Origin of the sequence: Psychrobacter sp. S1-30-MNA-CIBAN-0213, from assembly GCF_040309845.1 — a bacterium.
In the GTDB taxonomy this organism is placed as follows: Bacteria; Pseudomonadota; Gammaproteobacteria; order Pseudomonadales; family Moraxellaceae; genus Psychrobacter.
The window spans coordinates 55346-73066 of the sequence record NZ_JBEOPE010000010.1 but is presented as its reverse complement, the minus strand read 5'-3'; the positions used below and the strand labels follow the sequence as shown (position 1 = coordinate 73066).

The 17721-nt window shown below is 42.5% G+C and carries 16 protein-coding genes; 11 read left to right on the top strand and 5 right to left on the bottom strand.

Going from position 1 to position 17721, the window contains the following annotated elements; genetic code table 11:
* The first annotated feature begins 53 nt into the window (after positions 1 to 53).
* From AAEY87_RS10355 to AAEY87_RS10340, 4 genes are all read left to right on the top strand, one after another.
* Complete coding sequence (locus AAEY87_RS10355; protein WP_068038362.1) at positions 54 to 470, top strand: F0F1 ATP synthase subunit epsilon; 417 nt, start codon at positions 54 to 56, stop codon at positions 468 to 470.
* Between the two features lie 539 nt (positions 471 to 1009).
* Positions 1010 to 1720 (top strand): response regulator, encoded by a 711-nt coding sequence (locus tag AAEY87_RS10350; RefSeq protein WP_068039516.1) that lies wholly within the window; start codon positions 1010 to 1012, stop codon positions 1718 to 1720.
* A 324-nt stretch (positions 1721 to 2044) separates the two neighbouring features.
* Entirely contained in the window at positions 2045 to 3733 is a 1689-nt protein-coding gene (locus AAEY87_RS10345) for an ATP-binding protein (protein WP_350657106.1), read from the top strand.
* 201 nt (positions 3734 to 3934) lie between these two features.
* Positions 3935 to 4114 carry a hypothetical protein gene (locus AAEY87_RS10340; RefSeq protein ID WP_068038356.1) on the top strand — a complete coding sequence of 60 codons (180 nt, stop codon included), beginning with the start codon at positions 3935 to 3937 and terminating at the stop codon, positions 4112 to 4114.
* Between the two features lie 46 nt (positions 4115 to 4160).
* Here the strand turns inward: AAEY87_RS10340 and AAEY87_RS10335 are convergent, their stop codons facing one another.
* Entirely contained in the window at positions 4161 to 5630 is a 1470-nt protein-coding gene (locus AAEY87_RS10335; RefSeq protein ID WP_068329671.1) for an ATP-binding protein, read from the bottom strand.
* A 253-nt stretch (positions 5631 to 5883) separates the two neighbouring features.
* Between AAEY87_RS10335 and rpsP the strand changes: the two genes are divergently transcribed.
* The 4 genes from rpsP (at position 5884) to rplS (ending at position 8291) form a co-directional block, all read left to right on the top strand.
* Entirely contained in the window at positions 5884 to 6153 is a 270-nt protein-coding gene (rpsP, locus tag AAEY87_RS10330) for a 30S ribosomal protein S16 (RefSeq protein WP_068038349.1), read from the top strand.
* Positions 6154 to 6318: 165 nt separating this feature from the next.
* Positions 6319 to 6852, top strand: coding sequence for a ribosome maturation factor RimM (gene rimM, locus AAEY87_RS10325; protein ID WP_350657105.1), 534 nt, complete (start codon positions 6319 to 6321; stop codon positions 6850 to 6852).
* 63 nt (positions 6853 to 6915) lie between these two features.
* Positions 6916 to 7710 carry a tRNA (guanosine(37)-N1)-methyltransferase TrmD gene (trmD, locus tag AAEY87_RS10320; RefSeq protein ID WP_068038343.1) on the top strand — a complete coding sequence of 265 codons (795 nt, stop codon included), beginning with the start codon at positions 6916 to 6918 and terminating at the stop codon, positions 7708 to 7710.
* Positions 7711 to 7871: 161 nt separating this feature from the next.
* The gene (rplS, locus tag AAEY87_RS10315; RefSeq protein ID WP_350657104.1) at positions 7872 to 8291 is read left to right on the top strand and encodes a 50S ribosomal protein L19; all 420 of its coding nucleotides are present in this window, start codon (positions 7872 to 7874) and stop codon (positions 8289 to 8291) included.
* Between the two features lie 195 nt (positions 8292 to 8486).
* Here the strand turns inward: rplS and AAEY87_RS10310 are convergent, their stop codons facing one another.
* Entirely contained in the window at positions 8487 to 9044 is a 558-nt protein-coding gene (locus AAEY87_RS10310; protein ID WP_350657103.1) for a DUF4442 domain-containing protein, read from the bottom strand.
* A gap of 497 nt (positions 9045 to 9541) precedes the next feature.
* Here AAEY87_RS10310 and AAEY87_RS10305 point away from each other — a divergent pair, with 497 nt between their 5' ends.
* Both AAEY87_RS10305 and uvrC read left to right on the top strand, forming a co-directional pair.
* On the top strand, positions 9542 to 11068 hold the full coding sequence (locus AAEY87_RS10305) for a DUF3360 family protein (protein WP_068038333.1): 1527 nt from the start codon (positions 9542 to 9544) through the stop codon (positions 11066 to 11068).
* A 169-nt stretch (positions 11069 to 11237) separates the two neighbouring features.
* Positions 11238 to 13082 carry an excinuclease ABC subunit UvrC gene (gene uvrC, locus AAEY87_RS10300; RefSeq protein WP_350657102.1) on the top strand — a complete coding sequence of 615 codons (1845 nt, stop codon included), beginning with the start codon at positions 11238 to 11240 and terminating at the stop codon, positions 13080 to 13082.
* 146 nt (positions 13083 to 13228) lie between these two features.
* On the opposite strand, the gene AAEY87_RS10295 is transcribed toward uvrC, so the two are convergent.
* The 3 genes from AAEY87_RS10295 to lgt form a co-directional block, all read right to left on the bottom strand.
* Positions 13229 to 13801 carry a dihydrofolate reductase gene (locus AAEY87_RS10295; protein ID WP_350657101.1) on the bottom strand — a complete coding sequence of 191 codons (573 nt, stop codon included), beginning with the start codon at positions 13799 to 13801 and terminating at the stop codon, positions 13229 to 13231.
* A gap of 49 nt (positions 13802 to 13850) precedes the next feature.
* Positions 13851 to 14738 (bottom strand): thymidylate synthase, encoded by an 888-nt coding sequence (locus AAEY87_RS10290; protein WP_350657099.1) that lies wholly within the window; start codon positions 14736 to 14738, stop codon positions 13851 to 13853.
* A 74-nt stretch (positions 14739 to 14812) separates the two neighbouring features.
* Complete coding sequence (gene lgt, locus AAEY87_RS10285) at positions 14813 to 15697, bottom strand: prolipoprotein diacylglyceryl transferase (RefSeq protein WP_068038320.1); 885 nt, start codon at positions 15695 to 15697, stop codon at positions 14813 to 14815.
* Between the two features lie 327 nt (positions 15698 to 16024).
* Between lgt and AAEY87_RS10280 the strand changes: the two genes are divergently transcribed.
* Complete coding sequence (locus tag AAEY87_RS10280) at positions 16025 to 17683, top strand: DUF4139 domain-containing protein (RefSeq protein ID WP_350657098.1); 1659 nt, start codon at positions 16025 to 16027, stop codon at positions 17681 to 17683.
* Positions 17684 to 17721 lie beyond the last annotated feature (38 nt).

Genomic DNA, 17721 nt, shown 5'->3' with positions numbered 1-17721 from the left:
TCGTCAGTAATGCATCGCAGTTTTGATTGTGTTTTGAACGTAAGGAATTAGGTATGGCAACGTTACAATGTCGCGTCGTAAGTGCCCGTGAAGAGTTATATTCAGGCGAAATAAGTATGTTAATCGCTAGCGGTAGCGAAGGCGAAATTGGTGTGTTGCCAGGCCACACACCACTTATTACTTTGCTAAAACCTGGCCCGATGCGAGTGCAAACGCCTAACGGTGAAGAAGAAGTCATTTACGTATCAGGTGGTGTGTTAGAAGTACAACCAAAAATGGTTACGGTGTTAGCCGATACAGCGATGCGTGCACATAACCTTGACGAAAGTAAAATCGTTGAAGCACGTAAGAAAGCTGAACAGATGCTCGTTAACCAGTCTGATACTGTCCAAACCAATGCAGCATTAGCTTCATTAGCAGAGTCAGTTGCACAGTTACAGACTATCCGCAAATATAAAAACCGTGCTTAAGGTTGTTTGAAAATACTTCACTTTAACGCTAATTAATGTATTATAAAAACAGTCCTTTAAGGGCTGTTTTTTTTGCTGCAAGAAAAGTGCTAATGATTATAATCAGCAATAACGTAAAGACTGTTTAGAGCTTAAATGTTTACTTTTATCAAAGTAACTAACGAACTTATTGAGTTCCATATACTAGCTACATCTAAGCCACTAGCAGTAATGGTTATATTTAGTTATATTGTGAGTAGTGAGCTTTAGTAGTCACTGAACAATTTTTCTATAATATTTGATTTATAGCTAGTTAGGGCTATAGTTAATCATAGTAGTAATTAAAAACTTAAAATTACTGGACGTTGACTAAAATTTTAGGATATCTTCTTTATAGGTTTTGTTAACGACAATAAGCTATAGTATAGGAAGCTGACTATTTGATAGTATACTGTCTTACCACGTTTGCACCATCCATAAGAACATCAATTGTTCCATTTTATTGTGCTACTAAATTCCCTGCTATTAATTTTTATACATTAGAGGATACAACAATGACAATGACTGAAGAAGACAACACCCCCCGAATTTTGATTGTTGAGGATGATGAGCGTCTGGCTATGTTGACTCAAGATTATTTGGTCAAGAATGGTTTAGAAGTAGCCATTGAAACTGATGGTAATCGCGCCATTCGTCGTATCGTCAATGAACAACCAGATTTAGTGGTACTTGATGTCATGCTTCCTGGTAGTGATGGTCTGACCGTTTGTCGTGAAGTGCGTCCACATTATCAAAACCCAATTCTGATGCTGACGGCACGTACAGAAGATATGGATCAGGTGTTAGGTCTTGAGATGGGTGCTGATGATTACGTTGCTAAGCCAGCTCAACCACGTGTGCTGTTAGCACGTATCCGTGCTTTGCTACGTCGCTCTGAAAATGCACCATCAGAAGATGTACCACAGCGTCTTGAGTTTGGTGAATTGGTCATCGATAATGGTGGTCGCTCTGTGACACTAGGTGATGAGTTGGTTGACTTTACCAGTGCTGAATATGATCTATTATGGTTACTTGCGTCTAATGCTGGTCGCATTCTGTCACGCGAAGATATCTTTGAGCGTCTGCGTGGTATCGAATATGATGGTCAAGATCGCTCTATCGATGTGCGTATCTCACGTATTCGTCCTAAAATTGGTGATGATCCAGAAAATCCAAAACGTATTAAGACGGTACGCAGTAAAGGCTATCTGTTCGTTAAAGAAGGCAACTAAGCTTACTTTTATCTAGGCAATGACTTGTCGTTGCGATCAGATTAATAAAAAACCAGCGCTCTGCTGGTTTTTTTGTGGCTAAATTTTAAGTTTTTAAACTTAAGAGAAGCGTTATGTGGTTTAATTAAGCGATAATTATGGACGCTAGCTGAATATATACTGTACAGATATGGTTTTAGCCAGTTTTCGCATGTAGTTTATCGCATTAAAATATAGCAGTGAAATATATAACTCAAGATTCTATCTTATTAAACAGTGCTTAATGTCATTCACAATACAGAGTGGTATTAGCAGTTACTATTCAACGGTTTGGTCACGGCACGTATGTCATTAGTCTCTTCTCTAAAGCACAGTATTTTTGTTCGAATTTATGCCGGACTGTTGATAGTCTGCCTCTGTGTAGCCTTATTTGCCCAGTTATTGATGGATACTATCAATAAGGAACGGGTACAGTCATATCGTGAAAATATGGCCACAGGGGCTTTTTATTTGGTCAGTGAAGGCATAGGACGTCAAATAAGCGAGACTCAACGCGAGTATTGGTTATCAGATGCCAGTAGTCTGTTTGGTTCGACTTTTCGTATTGTACCTATAAATGAGATTGACTTCAGCTCAAGCGAGCTGCGCCGTTTTGACAATGGTGACACGGTGGTGCGCTATATTAATCAGCCTACCTATGCCGATGTCTATCACCGTCTGCCAGATGGCAACAGCGTATTAACAGTCAGAATATCGCAGGTCACAGAACAACAAGTACGTGCCATGGCAGTATTTTTACTAGATGACTTGTCCTACTATACGACATTGTCGGCTAAGCGCACACGTCTAAAAGAATTAGAAGAGAAATTTTCTTTTCCATTGGAGCTTAAAGGTGTCAATGCGTTAGGTTTAGATAATGATCAGATGGCGCGTTTACGTCGTGATGAAGTGGTTATATTATTTCAAGATAGTAGCACTAGCCGAGGTAACTCAGCCATTAGAATCATTGTACCTTCCGAAATCAATGACATGGCTATTGTAATGGGTCCTGTCCCTCTATTTAACTGGTTCCCATTAAATCTAATTATCAGTATGGTTCTGATCAGCATGTTCTTGATTAGCCTAGGTGTTTATGCGTTGATTTTCCCACTTGAACGTAAGTTGCAGCTGATTCAAGTAGGGGTTAACGAAGTCAGCCAAGGCAATCTTGATATTCAGGTACAGGTCATTGGACAAGATGAAATTGCGCGTTTATCTGCGACATTTAATGCCATGACAGAACACATTAAACGCTTGATTGAATCGCAGCGCGAGTTGACGCGCGCGGTATCGTATGAATTACGTACCCCCGTTGCCCGTATTCGCTTTGCTGTAGATATGCTTGCTGATACAGATGATGAAGACTCACGCCATATGCAGCGTGACTATATTGATGAAGATATCGAAGCACTTAACGGACTAATTGACGAGATTTTGACTTATGCAAAGCTTGAGGAAGGTTCGCCAAAGTTAGATTTAGAGCCAGTAAATCTTAAGGAACTCATTGAACAGGTAGTGCGTGAAACCAACGCTTTAGGTAAATCTATCGAAATCGTTGGGCAGCCACCTAGTGCGAAAGTGACAGCGATAGCGGATCGACGTTATTTACACCGTGTTATTCAAAACCTTGCTGGTAATGCGTTGCGCTATGCAGAAACCACTATAATTATCAGTGCTGGTGTCAAAAAGGGTAATGCTTTCGTGAGTGTTGAAGATGATGGCCATGGCATTGCTGAAGCTGATCGCGAAAAGGTCTTTATTCCATTTTCACGTTTAGACGATAGTCGTACCCGAGCATCAGGTGGTTATGGGCTAGGACTGTCTATCGTGTCGCGCATTGCGTTTTGGTTCAATGGTAGTATGAAAGTAGATGAGAGTGATGATCTGGGTGGCGCAAGATTTGTCATGACATGGCCTATCAAGCCATTAACACAAGTTCTAGCCGCTGATGAGTTGACTCAAGAAAAAAGCAACCGTGATTTTGATAATGAGTGACCTAGCAGTTATGCTAACTAGCAAATGGCCAACACAATAAAATGCTGTTAATTAAAAGTACTATTTAGCATGGTTGATTGAGTTGACCGCATGAGATACTAATAGAAGCAATATGTCATACGGTAATGAGCTAATAATCATATTTACGGTAATACTATATTTATCATTATTTTGAATACAAGGTTTAAAAGGAGATTGAGGATGCCTTATTTATTTGGTGGTTTAGTGCTATTGAATGCATTAATGCTTGGTTACTACTTGTTTGTACAACAACCAACTGCTACCGAAAGTCTACAAGCGGCGCAAGCTGAGCTGACACACCCTATGACATTTACTAATAGTGCTAAGCATATACCACCATTGATTGGTACTAAAGAATAATACTCTCTTCAAACAGTTTTTCTATGGTCTTCTTTAGCTAATACCATCAGTAGTCCTCACCATTAACAGCATTGTCTGGCTTAGGAAGCTTATTAGCGACGGTCTCTTCACCAGCAACTTTAGATAGAAGAGGGATGCGGACACAAACTTGTAGGCCACCATCTGGATGATTGATGGCTTCTACAGTACCATGATGTAGGCGTGCGATACGACTAACAATAGCTAGACCAAGCCCGCTACCTTGAGTAGTACGTGCTGTCTCACCTCGTTCAAATGGCTGCATAATACGCTCTAACTGATCTTCTGCGACACCATCACCACAGTCGCGCACACATATCATCAATTGCTCTTGAGCTTCTTCATTAACCTTGCTCTCCGTGACTATATCAGTATCTTCTGTAACTACTGCCTCTATAAAAGTCGGTACGACCGTGGCTGATAGATAGATCGGCGGTTTACCATAACGATTGGCATTGTTCACAAGGTTAATAACCAAGCGTTTGATCGACAGGGGCCGTATCGGTACGGCTTTCTGAAGTTCTGATTGGTAAACAAACTTCATAGGCGCAAACTGCACCATAATCTCATTAAATATAGCGTCTAGATTGGTCAGGTGCACAGGCTCATCAGAGCCATCTTTCATAAAAGATATAAACTGCTCCAAAATTGCATCCATATCTTCAATATCGTAAATCAACCCTTCACGGAAAAAGTCATCTGGCAGCATCTCGGCTGTTAAGCGCATGCGTGTCAGCGGGGTGCGCAGGTCATGTGAGATACCAGCAAGCATGATAGTCCGCTCTTTTTGCGCTTGATTAAGTGTGGTAAACAGTCGATTAAATGCCATATTAACTTGTCGAATCTCGGTAGGACCTGCGCGCGTGGGCAAGGTAGTCGCATGACCAAGACTGATATAATTGGTTGCAGCACGTTGTAAATGACGAAGGGGACGGTTTAATTGACGCGCTAATAAGATAATCGTCAGTAGGGTCAAAATAGGTAGTCCTAATAAAAATAGGGCTAACAATGTTGGACTGTATTGCGAATAATAGACGACTGGTTCACGAATCCAAAAACTTTGATTACGGCTATCTTGTACCCACAGTTGAGGTGTGGGCTTAAATTTGAAATAAACTTCGACAGGTCGTCCTAATTGTGCGCCAATTTCACGTTGTAAAACGTCTGTAAATACTCCTACAAAGGCTTTATCTTCAACCTGCGGAAAATCACTAGGATTATCAATCACTACTACGTGCGAATTCTTATAGACCCACTGTTGCATTTTTGGGTTATCTCGCCAATCTTCTCTGACACTATTCATTAAGCGCAGCTCACTCGTTAGGTAGCGAGCGTGGTTTTTGAGCTCTGGCAGATACAGACTGCGCCAAAAAAACCAAATTGACAGACCGACACTGATGATTACTATGAAAGCGACCATTAAAGTCGTCAGCCAAGTACTAGAGTATGAATGGGGCAGCCAAGCAATTCGACGCAAACGAGGAGTTGGATTGATCATAAGAATCTATAGCTCTTGCAAGAATGCAATAAAGTATAGTGCAATAATGACTCAGGTGCTATGGGATTACTATCGTTAAATGCTGGATATTGGCTACTTTATCAACGAATAATGCCTAACATAATGGGATTGCAAATGGTATTTAAGCTATTGTAATAATAGTGATTAAATAAACACAGTTTATGTTTTCAATAAAACAAGACTGTGATATAATTATGCCCTTTTTGGTATACCTGCGAAAGAGAGAATTCACATGGTTGTTATTCGTTTAGCACGGGGCGGTGCCAAGAAACGCCCATTTTATCAAGTAGTTGTTGCTGATCAACGCCGCGCGCGTGACGGTCGCTATATTGAAAACATCGGCTTTTTTAACCCACTCGCTAAAGAGTCTGAAGAAGCAGTACGCCTAAACATGGAAGCGTACAATGCGTGGATCGCTAAAGGTGCACAACCTTCAGATCGCGTTGCTTCATTAGTAAAAGCTTACAACAAGTCTGCAGCTCAAACTGAAGCAACTGCTTAAGTTTTGGTTGTTGAGTACTAATAGCGTATTTTACGTTATTTAGTCTACTTTAGAATACATAGCGTAACTGGTTTTACTGGTGTACGCCATTAACTGTTTTTACTATTTAGTTCGGTTGTTTTTATATCGACAATCGCTGTTTTACTCATTGTTAGGTTAGCCGTTATGTCATCTGTTCCAGACGTCAGCACTCTTATGAAGATCGGCCAGCTTAAAAAGCCTTACGGTATTAAAGGTTGGCTATGGGTGTTTAGTGACACTGATCAGCATGAGGCAATATTTGGCATGCAGCCGTGGTGGATTAAAACTGCCACTGGTATGAAGCCGTTGACTGTTAGCAAGTGGCGTCAGCAAGGTACAGGACTTGTGGCTCAGTTCGAGCAAGTTCCTGACCGTAATATTGCTGAAACCATGAACGGTATTGCGATCTGGGTCGCTAAAGACTCACTGCCTGAAGCTTCTGAAGACGAGTTTTTTTGGTCGGATTTGGTTGGGCTGAGAGTTTTGAATGAGCAAGATGAGTATCTTGGTAATATTGCTGAGATGTTTGAAACCGGTGCTCATGACATTATGCGTGTAGCGTCAAAATCAGACAGCTTAGATAATGAAGAGCGCCTGATACCATGGCATACACAAACTGTCATAAAGGTCGATATGACCGATAAAGCAGTTTATGTCGCATGGCCAAGCGATTATTGATTTAATCTTAATAGGATTGAATTAATAATATATTCATACAGTCGTTATTTAAGCAGAGGTCAGATGTATTTCGCTGTGATTAGTATTTTCCCTGAGATGTTTGCTACGATTCGTGATTTTGGTATTACGGGACGAGCAGTGACTCAGGAGCAGGTCACAATTGAATGCATTAATCCACGCGACTATACCACGGATAATTACCGCCGTATTGATGAACGTCCTTATGGCGGTGGACCTGGTATGGTGATGATGGCAGAGCCATTGTCGCAAGCTATTGAAGATGCTCGATTGCGCGCTAGTCAACATGGCTGCCGTATCGATAAAGCGCATTGTCCGGTGATTTATATGTCGCCACAAGGACAAACGCTGAGCGAGAGTAGTGTGGTCAGTATGGCTGAGTATGATGGCATGATTTTATTATGTGGTCGTTACGAAGGCATTGATGAGCGCCTACTATCGCAGTATGTTGATATGGAAGTGTCGATTGGAGACTATGTGCTAAGTGGTGGCGAGCTACCAGCGATGGTATTAATGGATAGTGTAATACGTCGTCTACCCGATACAATGGGTGATGACAAGTCAGCTGAACAAGACTCGTTTGTCGATGGTTTGCTTGATTGTCCACACTATACTAAGCCGCATGAGTTTGCCGGTATGGCAGTACCTGAGGTATTGCTATCTGGCCACCATGCTAACATCGCTAAGTGGCGCTTTAGTCAACAGGTCGAACGTACCAAAGTGCGACGACCAGACTTATGGCAAGTGTTTACACCAAGCGCGCAACAAGCTGCATGGCTAAAAGCACTAGCAAAAAAGAATAGTTCAAAAACAGTTAATACTGAGAATCTTGATCAATAATAAAACAGGCCATACGATAATGGCCGTTTTTCAGACCCCATTTATGTTGTGTCTGTTATTAATATAAATCAATATAAACTATTAATAATAGGCACGATTAATTATTACAAACAGGTGATATGCGTTAAGCCTCTATTATCTAATGTGAGGAGATAACTCTCATGAGCAACAAGCATCCATTGGTTCAGGTCATCGAAAACGCTCAATTGCTTGAGCGCCCAAACTTTGCACCCGGCGATACCGTTGTGGTACAAGTAAAAGTACGTGAAGGCGAACGTGAGCGTTTACAGGCTTTTGAAGGCGTTGTAATTGCTAAGCGTAACCGTGGTCTAAACTCAGCGTTTACCGTACGTAAAATTTCAAGCGGCGTTGGTGTTGAGCGTGCATTCCAATTGCATTCACCAATCATCGATAGCATTGAAGTGAAACGCCGCGGTGCTGTTCGCCGTGCGAAACTATACTACTTACGTGAACGTTCTGGTAAATCAGCACGTATCCGCGAAAAGCTGGTTGCACGTCCAACTCAGAAAAAAACTGATGCAGGCGTACCTGATGCAGTTGAAACTGCACCTGGTATCTAAGTTTAAGCATTGCGCTTAAGCTTGCTGTCGTTGGGGTGCCGTCTATAGTACGGTAATGCAACTAAGCAAAAGTAGATACAAGCCCTTATTCATAGGTTTATCATATAAATAAGTAGGCGTACCAAAAAAGACAAAACCCCAATCTGTGCAGATGCCAGATTGGGGTTTTTGTTTGTATAGCTTTAAGTTTTAAACCTAGAAGTCAACGTTATCTATACGGTTGCTTTGGTCTTTAGACTTGCTGTGCTTACGCAAACGAATGTAAATCGTTTTAGTAACGGTAGCAATAATTTTTTGCTGACTATCAACGATATCCGTCTTATATTCGCGGAATACTGGTTCACCATCTTTTGCTAAATCTTGAATAGTAGCAATTTCTGTACTGGGAATTTTCATGCGAGTGGTAACTTTACTATTGCCAGGTGCAATGAACTCAATATGCGAGCTTTTATCCCATACTACATAAGTACTGCCCAATTGATGCATAAGCATTAGCATATAAAAAGGGTCGACCATTGAATACAAGCTACCACCGAATTGCGTACCAACGATGTTTTTATTCAGACTGTTAAGACCCATACTTACTACGCACAAACCTTGATCCAAATCGACATGCTCGACCTTAATACCAGCACCGACATAAGGCGCATAAGTATTAATACGCAGCTTGAGTAAATGCGGTGTTAGTAGGGGCATAATATTCTTTTTAGTTTTGCGTCTTAAGTTCTCTAAATTCTTGGGTAGGAAGCTCATACTGTTATCCTTCTGTCTTTCGATAATCAAGCCTGATATATAAATCGGAATGCTAATAGAGTAGGCGGTGAATTAATATCTAGTGAGATCTGTAACAATCTTCAAGTGTGGGCGCATCTATACTTATTATTCCTATTCTATTGAGCACTGGCTGACGAAAAGATATCCATCATAATCAAAAATAAAAATCGTCACCAGTCTTAAAGCGTAACGAGTGTTAAACATTTAATAATATTAATACTTTATTAAATGTTTAACTGACTTTCAATATGTGTAAAAGTCTTTTAATTAGCGTAAGAATGCTCCCAGCATGGTTTTAATTATGAGTTAGATATTGATAAATGCAGGACAGTTTTAGCTCCGAAACTCGCAATCTTTGTCTTGATAGCATACAATGGCTGCCAATTTGTGTTGGGCAGCTTATTTTTTGTACAACTTCGGGCAAATAAGTCGTCATTTATAAAAAATCGAATCCTCAGTCAGCATAAGGAGATGTGATGAGTAGTAACAAGATCCCCGCTTCAGGGTCTAATCCGCAGCAGTCAAATTCATCCCATTACGATAACGAATTGCAAGGTAGCTATGCTGATTTGCATCAGCCGAACTCAAGCTTTGATAGCCGTGATGATTATCTAAATCATGAACTACAAATTATGCAGCCAAAGCGCTGGCGTGCCAATTTACCGTTCCGTGATTATCGTTTTGAATATGAAGATACTATTCCAGCAATGGCAGCGACAATTGGTAAAGTCGTTATGGTCGGCGCTATTGCAGCAACTTTTGCAGGACCACTTGGTCTAAGTGATGCTTTTGTTCTAGAAAACGTCCGTTATGAGCTGTTAATTGTCTCGTTTTTTGTTATCTTATTCTCAGGCTTCCTGCTACCGACTGCCAACCTTGCTGGTACGCATGGTCCGCTTATTCCACTTATTCCTATTGTTGTTGCCGCTGGTGGTCATCCAATGGCCTTTGGTCTACTTATTGGTGCCTTTGGTTTATTGCTGGCAATCAGTAAAGGGGGGAGTTTGCTGGCAAACTTGACCAGTAAAGGCGTGTGCGGTGGGTTGCTGCTTTATTTGGGCTTTATTGGCACCATCTCACAAGTCAAAAACCTCTTTGCTTGGGCAGAAGGTATTGGCATGGCACATATCGCCTTTGTAGTCATTCTACTGACGATTATACTTTATGCCGTGTTAGAGAACTTCCAAAAGCGTTGGCTGGCTGTACCGCTTAGCTGCTTATTAGGTGGTGGCGTAGCTTTTGCCATGGGTGCGCCGTTTGCGTTTGAAACTGCACCTGGCTTGCCAAATATGAATCCGATGTATTGGTGGGGTGAAGATACAGGTTGGATGCTAGGTCTGCCAACGGTTGAGAGCTTCGTTGTGGTGCTACCATTTGCGGTGTTAGCCGTAGCCATGTGGTCACCAGACTTCTTAGGTCATCAAGTCTTCCAAAAAATTAGCTATCCAAAACGCACTGAGCGTGTGTTGATGGATATTGACGATACGATGACCAGTGCCTCCATTCGTCAGGTGGCAGGCTCAGTATTGGGCGGTGCAAACTTTGCGTCATCATGGGGTACTTATATTGTGCCAGCGGCGATTGCTAAGCGTCCTATTCCAGCAGGCGCTGTATTAACGGGGTTGTTCTGTCTCATTGCAGGTATCTGGGGCTACCCGATGGATTTGGCCATCTGGGAACCCGTGATGTGTGTGGCGCTGATTGTCGGTGTTTTTATTCCGCTACTTGAGGCGGGTATGGAGATGACGCGTGAAGGTAAAACCACGCAATCTGCTGCGATTGTAGTGTTTGCATCGGCACTGGTGAATCCTGCGTTTGGTTGGTCGATTACACTTGTACTTGATAACTTAGGCTTAATTGGGTCTAAAGAGCGTAGTGCTAATCTGTCGAAGATGAGCCGCTGGATTATCCCTGTTGTCACTTTTGTGATATTAACTGGGGTTATGGCTATTGTAGGTATGTTGCCGGGTATCCCAGCATTGCTACCGAACTTCCGTCATTAATAGGGTTTTATTCTATATAAGCTACACAAACAACATTTTAATCATTAGAAAAAGTCGGCTAGGTGCTGGCTTTTTTTCTGTCTGACGTTACACTGATAGTTACCTTGCAAAACTTTCGCTATTGCCCCATAAACAGCTATATATCAGTATCTTGAGAGCAATAAATTCTATGGTTAACGTCTCAGAAACAAGCCCCGTCGATGATAAAAAAGCCCGTCTTAAGCATCTAATTAAACGTCTGCCAAATTTGCCAGGTGTCTATAAAATGCTGGGTAAAAATGGTGATATTTTATATGTGGGTAAAGCCAAGTCGCTTAAAAGCCGCGTCAACAGCTACTTCGCTAAGACGATTGACCACCCAAAGACACGGGCATTGGTGGCGCGGATTCATAACATTGAGACCATTATTACCCGTAGTGAGACCGAGGCATTACTGCTTGAGCAAAACTTAATTAAAGAGTACCGTCCGCCTTATAACGTACTATTGCGTGATGATAAATCTTACCTCTATGTGTTTATTTCAGCGGATAAACCTTATCCGAGACTGGCTTATGGACGCGGCAAAGGCAATCATCAAAAAGGTCGTTTTTTTGGGCCTTTCCCCTCTGCTCATGCGGCAAAAGAGACATTAGTTTTGATGCAAAAGATGTTTCAGATGCGCCAATGTACCAATACTTTTTTTAAGCAACGTAAGCGCCCTTGTCTGGAGTATCAAATTAAGCGTTGCCGTGCGCCTTGCGTGGGCTTGGTATCGCCAGAAGAATATGCAGAGGATGTAAATAATACCATTCGCTTTTTAAAAGGCGACTCTAGTGACATTCACAGCGCTTTGATTGAAAAAATGGAAGGTGCAGCCGAGGAATTAGACTTTGAAAAAGCAGTTTTTTATCGTGACCAGCTGTCTATGCTACGCGAAGTACAGGCAAAGCAAGCGGTTTATACCGTGCAGGGTGAGGCCGATGTGATTGCTATTGCTAGTCAGGCAGGTATGACCTGTGTCAACGTGTTGACCGTACGCGGTGGGCGCGTACTTGGTGGTAAAAATTACTTCCCTGATGTCGATAGTAGCGAGCCGCTCGCTGATAATTTATCCGCCTTTATTACCTCGTTTTATTTTCAGGTGACCGATGACTTACCAGCAGAGATTATATTGAGCCATGAGCTACCTGATCAGGTTGCGGTGAGTGAAGCACTGGCTACGCATTTCGGTAGCAAAGTCGTCATTAAAACCAATGTACGTGAACATCGTTCAGAATGGATGGACTTAGCCAAACTGAATACCAACAATGCGCTTAAGACTAAGCTGGGTGATTATTTAGAATTACATTCGCGCTTTGGCGCACTCAAAGACGTGCTGGCCGATGTTACTGACCAAACCATTGATCGGATCGAGTGTTTTGATATTTCCCATACCATGGGTGAGGCGACCATTGGTAGCTGCGTAGTCTTTGACCAAGGTGGCTCACGCCGACGCGATTACCGCCAGTATGCTATCCATGATATCCAAGGTGGGGATGACTACGCAGCGATGAAGCAAGTGCTGACACGCCGTTATAAAAAGCAGCCATTGCCTGATCTATTGCTTATTGATGGCGGTAAAGGTCAGCTTGGAATCGCTAAAGAAGTATTGACAGAGTTAGGTATTCTTAATGATACGTTGCTCATCAGCGTGGCAAAAGGTGAGGGTCGTAAGGCCGGACTTGAAGTATTGCACTTTATCGATCATGAGGCGCTTGATTTGCCAATGGATAGCAAGGCGTTGCATTTATTGATGCATATTCGCGATGAGGCCCATCGTTTTGCTATCACTGCGCACCGTAAGAAGCGCGATAAGCGCCGTTCATCGTCGGTGCTAGAAGTTATACCGGGGCTGGGTGAGAAGCGACGTCGTGACTTGCTCAATCACTTTGGCGGTATGCAGCAGTTGCTTGGCGCATCCCAACAAGAGCTGGCAGGCGTGCAAGGGATTGGTCCGGTATTAGCGAAAACTGTTTATAAAGTGCTGCATGAGTAGGTTGATTCACAAGTCATTCAATTGAAGTCACTTGAAGTAGGTTCCTGATAAGGAAAAATTTTAATCGGCTAAATAAAATTGGGGCTGCTCTAGAATCATCTAGGGCAGCCCCAATTTTTTAATATTTTTTGGTAAATGAACGGTTATTATTCATCAGCTTTTTTCATATAAGTCGCAAATCTAAAATCTAACCCACTTTTCTCATCGTGCATCTGCTCAGATTCTGCTGACATTTCAAAGTCTTTTGGCAGCTCAGGATAAAAGGCATCGCCATCAGTAATTTCAGTGTCTACATGAGTCAGCTCAATACGATCGGTATACATAAATGCTTCTCTAAAGACGCGCTCGCCACCAATCACGCAAATCGTATCAAGATGCGCACCGTGTGCGAGACTGGCTGCTTGCGTTAATGCGTCATCTAAATTATGTACGACATAAGCGTCATCACGGCCTTTGAGGCCTTTCTTCTCGGCATAATCTAGCTGCGTCGTAATGATAAAGCTAACACGATTTGGCAATGGCTTGCTGTTCATCGACTCAAAAGTCTTACGACCCATAATGACAATACCTTGAATATCGCCATCATTTGATTTGGTCGTCATCTTTTTAAAATGCTGCAAATCTGCTGAGATATGCCACGGTAGCTCATTATCTTTGCCGATACAGCGATTGCTACTGATAGCAACGATTTGGGCAACTTCAGTATGGGCATAACTCATAATATATCCTTATTATTCTCATCAGAAAAATGGAGTAAAAAACAGATTTTTATACTGCTACTTTTGCTTTAATAGCAGGATGGGACTCATAACCATTAACGCTAATATCTTCATATTTGAAAGCGAAAATATCATCGACATTAGGGTTAAGTGTCAATGTTGGCAGCGTATAAAGCTCACGTGTCAGTTGCAGTTCAACTTGCTCACGGTGGTTTTGATAAATATGACAATCGCCACCCGTCCAGATAAATTCGCCAACTTCTAGTCCGCAAACTTGCGCGACCATATGAGTCAACAGCGCATAGCTAGCGATATTAAACGGCACACCTAGGAATAGATCTGCTGAGCGTTGATAAAGCTGGCATGACAGCTTATTGTCCGCGACAAAGAACTGGAACAGCGTGTGGCAAGGTGGCAAAGCGACTTGCTCTGCTTCACCTGGGTTCCAACCGGAGACGATTAAGCGTCTGGAATTGGGGTTGGTCTTTATTTGCTCAACGACTTGGGTGATTTGATCGAAGCCGTCGTTATTATAGCGACCATCTTCGTTTTTAGTAGCACCATAGTTACGCCATTGATGACCGTAAACTGGCCCTAAATCCCCAGCAGGACGATTGAAGCGCGCCGTTTGCTCTGCCGTTGCCCATTCATTCCAAATACGCACACCGTGCTCTTGCAAGTAATCGACGTGGGTACTACCGCTTAAAAACCATAATAGCTCATAGACGATAGATTTGAAATGCACTTTTTTGGTGGTCAGTAATGGAAATCCTGACCCTAAGTCAAAACGCAGCTGCGCGCCAAAGTGGCTTAGCGTACCCGTACCAGTACGATCGCCTTTCTCAGTACCTTCACTGATAACCTGACGCAGCAAATCCAAGTAGGCTTGCTCGTTTTTAATCTGTTTGTTGTTACTAATGGAGTTGCTAGTGCTCATAAAATTGCTCTTCTACGCTGTCAAAACGTATTTTTAATATAGCTCTTAACATAGTGCTTGATGCAAAATGGTGCTTAATAAGCTGCTTGCTTACCCCAATCATAGATGCCACGCTTGTAAGCATAAATGAGTAGGATAAAGCCAAGGATAATCATTGGTGCGCTTAATATTTGTCCTTTAGTCATCCAACCTAACAACACAAACCCTTGATCTGCATCTGGTTGACGGAAGAACTCAATAATAAAGCGACTGATACCATAGCCTAACAAGAATACAGCGGTTGCGGCCATACGCGGACGTGGCTTCGATGAATACCACCATAAGAATATAAACAATAACAGTCCTTCTGCAAAAGCTTCGTATAACTGCGACGGATGACGCGGTAATAAGTATTGCCCATTAACTTCAGTCATCAGCTCTTGTAACTGTGGATTGTCCTGTAGTTGCTGCATATCAAAGGCGGCAGCTTGCGGGAAATAAGTCAACCAGTTATAACCGCCGTCAGAGACACGTCCCCATAGCTCACCATTGATGTAGTTACCGATGCGACCAAACAGTAAGCCAGTTGGGACACAAGGGACCACGAAGTCGAATACTTCAAAAGCGCTCTTTTTATATTTGCGTGCAAAGAACCACATGCCGAGCATTACGCCAATGAAGCCGCCGTGGAATGACATACCACCTTCCCAAACTTTGAGAAGATACGCTGGGTTTTGCAACAGCTCGCCAAATTGATAGAACAATACATAACCGACACGGCCACCTAATATGACACCAAGCGCGCCGTAAAATACCAAGTCAGAAACCATATCGGTTGACCAAGTGTCACGTTTGGTACTGCGATACCAAGCTAGACCATAAGCCGCGGCAAATGCTAATAAATACATTAGGCCATACCAGTGCACTTCTACTGGACCCAAGGACAGCGCCACGGGATCATACTGAGGATGAATCTTCATAAGGGCATCATAATTATTGATAATAGAATGAGGGTCATAATAGCAAAAATAGCTACTTAGGCATACCAAATTACCGTCATCCTAGTTTCATCGTAACAACTTATCTGCCGCTGGTAACATCTAGAAAGGAAGACAGAAAACCGTTAAGATATAAAACTGGGTTTAGAATAAGGCTCACAATAAACACTGCATAAAATAATCGAACAAGAGCACTTTTTAAGAACAATAATAAGCAGATTAATAAGTCATTTTTACATAGCGTCAGATCACGTAAGCTTGCGCTAACCAGCGATGTTAATGGATTAATATTATTTTTAAGGAATTATTATGCGCGCTTACTTTTTAACAGCACCAGTTTCGAGTGATCAAAATTATTCAAAAAAACCGAGCAAGTTGGTATTAAAACAGCTCATGACACCGCTAAGTTTAGTTAGCCTAGTAGCTTTAAGTGTCTCTCCTGCTCAAGCTATCATGAGTAGTGTTGAACAAGTTACCATTTATCAAGGTTTAGCAAGCGTAACTCGTACGTTGCCAATCAGTGGCACGGGTGAGCAGACGCTGATATTTTCGTGTTTATCACCGTCTATTGATCAAGATAGTGTCAGCGTGCAGGCACTTGGCAATGTAAATGTCGGTGAAGTCAGTATTGAAGCTTTAAGCGGTGAGCAAGCAGCACAATGTCAGTACCAAGGTGATGCAAAAGTGCAGGCGCAACAGGCTACCTTAGCCGATATCAACGCTGAGTTAGAAGCGGCACGCTTAGCCAAAGCGTACTTGCAAAATCTGACCAAAGTCACGCAAATAAGTACGGATGGTACATTGGCGAACAATGCGCGTGATTTAGAAACGCAAGCGGCAAGCATTAATAAAAGAATTTTGGATATTCAGCAGCGCCAAGCTCGCGCGCAAGATATACTTAATCAGCTGATGGCAGGTAGCTTAACCTCAACAAGTAATAGTGTGACGCAAGTAAGTGTGCGTACCGCCAGCCGCATGCCAAGCTCAGTAAAGTTGCATTACCAAGTACGCGGCGCAGGTTGGGAGCCAACTTATCAAGCACGCTTAAATACTGAGAGTAAGCAGCTTAGTATCACGGCCTCCGCCGTCATCGCCCAACAAACGGGAGAGAATTGGACCAACGTACCTGTTACTTTGAGTACCATTAATCCCAATCAAAACACCACTAGTCAGCTGCCAAGAGTACCGCTCTTATCTTTATATGAAGAGCGTCAAAATGAATTGGTTAGATATACGCCAGCTGCTATGGAGGCTACTCCAGTGGTAGTCTCTGCAAGAGATAGCTATAGTGGCGGCGAGTCTGCCACAAATACGGCACCGCTGCCGAGCTTTACTGTTAATAGCCAAAATAAAAACGGCATTACCGAATATCGTTTGCCGCAGCGCATCAGCATTCCAAGTGACGGTAGACGGGTACGGACGGTGATTGATGAGCAATCTGGTAATAGTAAGCTTTGGCTACGCAGTACACCAAGCGTCGAGCAAACGGCTTATTGGTATGCATCAGCGCCGTTTTTGACTCCAGCTTGGGTTGATGGTTCACTACAGTTATATCGCGATGATAACTATGTTGGACAGTCGCGTTATAGCTATCAATCGCTAAAAGAACAGGGCATTGGTTTTGGGGTTGATCCTAATATGCTAGTGAAGCAGTTGACCGATGAAGACAAACAAGGTGATAAAGGAGTATTTAATCGTTTGCAAACTTTGACGACCAAACAAGCTTATCAGTTTACCAATCAGCACAACCGTGGCATGCGCTTGCAAGTTTTAAGCGCTCAGCCTGTCAGCCGTGATGACAGTATTAAAGTTATAGCAACCCATACTCCACCTGTTACTAAGCAGGATTGGAATGACAGTAAAGGCATAGTCGCTTGGGAGTTTGATTTGCCGAGTAAGCAATCACAAGTGGTACAGTCTACTTATCAAATTAGCTACCCTGCCGATAAGAAGCTAAACACCAATTAGTTATCAAAAAAATGTAAAATAACAATCGCGCTAAATGA

Bases quoted from the DNA above. Each gene is read 5' to 3' on its own strand.
- rpsP (WP_068038349.1), top strand. From the start codon at position 5,884: ATGGTTGTTATTCGTTTAGCACGGGGCGGTGCCAAGAAACGCCCATTT.
- AAEY87_RS10305 (WP_068038333.1), top strand. From the start codon at position 9,542: ATGAGTAGTAACAAGATCCCCGCTTCAGGGTCTAATCCGCAGCAGTCA.
- trmD (WP_068038343.1), top strand. From the start codon at position 6,916: ATGTATTTCGCTGTGATTAGTATTTTCCCTGAGATGTTTGCTACGATT.
- AAEY87_RS10355 (WP_068038362.1), top strand. From the start codon at position 54: ATGGCAACGTTACAATGTCGCGTCGTAAGTGCCCGTGAAGAGTTATAT.
- AAEY87_RS10280 (WP_350657098.1), top strand. From the start codon at position 16,025: ATGCGCGCTTACTTTTTAACAGCACCAGTTTCGAGTGATCAAAATTAT.
- uvrC (WP_350657102.1), top strand. From the start codon at position 11,238: ATGGTTAACGTCTCAGAAACAAGCCCCGTCGATGATAAAAAAGCCCGT.
- lgt (WP_068038320.1), bottom strand. From the start codon at position 15,697: ATGAAGATTCATCCTCAGTATGATCCCGTGGCGCTGTCCTTGGGTCCA.
- rplS (WP_350657104.1), top strand. From the start codon at position 7,872: ATGAGCAACAAGCATCCATTGGTTCAGGTCATCGAAAACGCTCAATTG.
- AAEY87_RS10295 (WP_350657101.1), bottom strand. From the start codon at position 13,801: ATGAGTTATGCCCATACTGAAGTTGCCCAAATCGTTGCTATCAGTAGC.
- rimM (WP_350657105.1), top strand. From the start codon at position 6,319: ATGTCATCTGTTCCAGACGTCAGCACTCTTATGAAGATCGGCCAGCTT.
- AAEY87_RS10340 (WP_068038356.1), top strand. From the start codon at position 3,935: ATGCCTTATTTATTTGGTGGTTTAGTGCTATTGAATGCATTAATGCTT.
- AAEY87_RS10345 (WP_350657106.1), top strand. From the start codon at position 2,045: ATGTCATTAGTCTCTTCTCTAAAGCACAGTATTTTTGTTCGAATTTAT.
- AAEY87_RS10290 (WP_350657099.1), bottom strand. From the start codon at position 14,738: ATGAGCACTAGCAACTCCATTAGTAACAACAAACAGATTAAAAACGAG.
- AAEY87_RS10335 (WP_068329671.1), bottom strand. From the start codon at position 5,630: ATGATCAATCCAACTCCTCGTTTGCGTCGAATTGCTTGGCTGCCCCAT.
- AAEY87_RS10310 (WP_350657103.1), bottom strand. From the start codon at position 9,044: ATGAGCTTCCTACCCAAGAATTTAGAGAACTTAAGACGCAAAACTAAA.
- AAEY87_RS10350 (WP_068039516.1), top strand. From the start codon at position 1,010: ATGACTGAAGAAGACAACACCCCCCGAATTTTGATTGTTGAGGATGAT.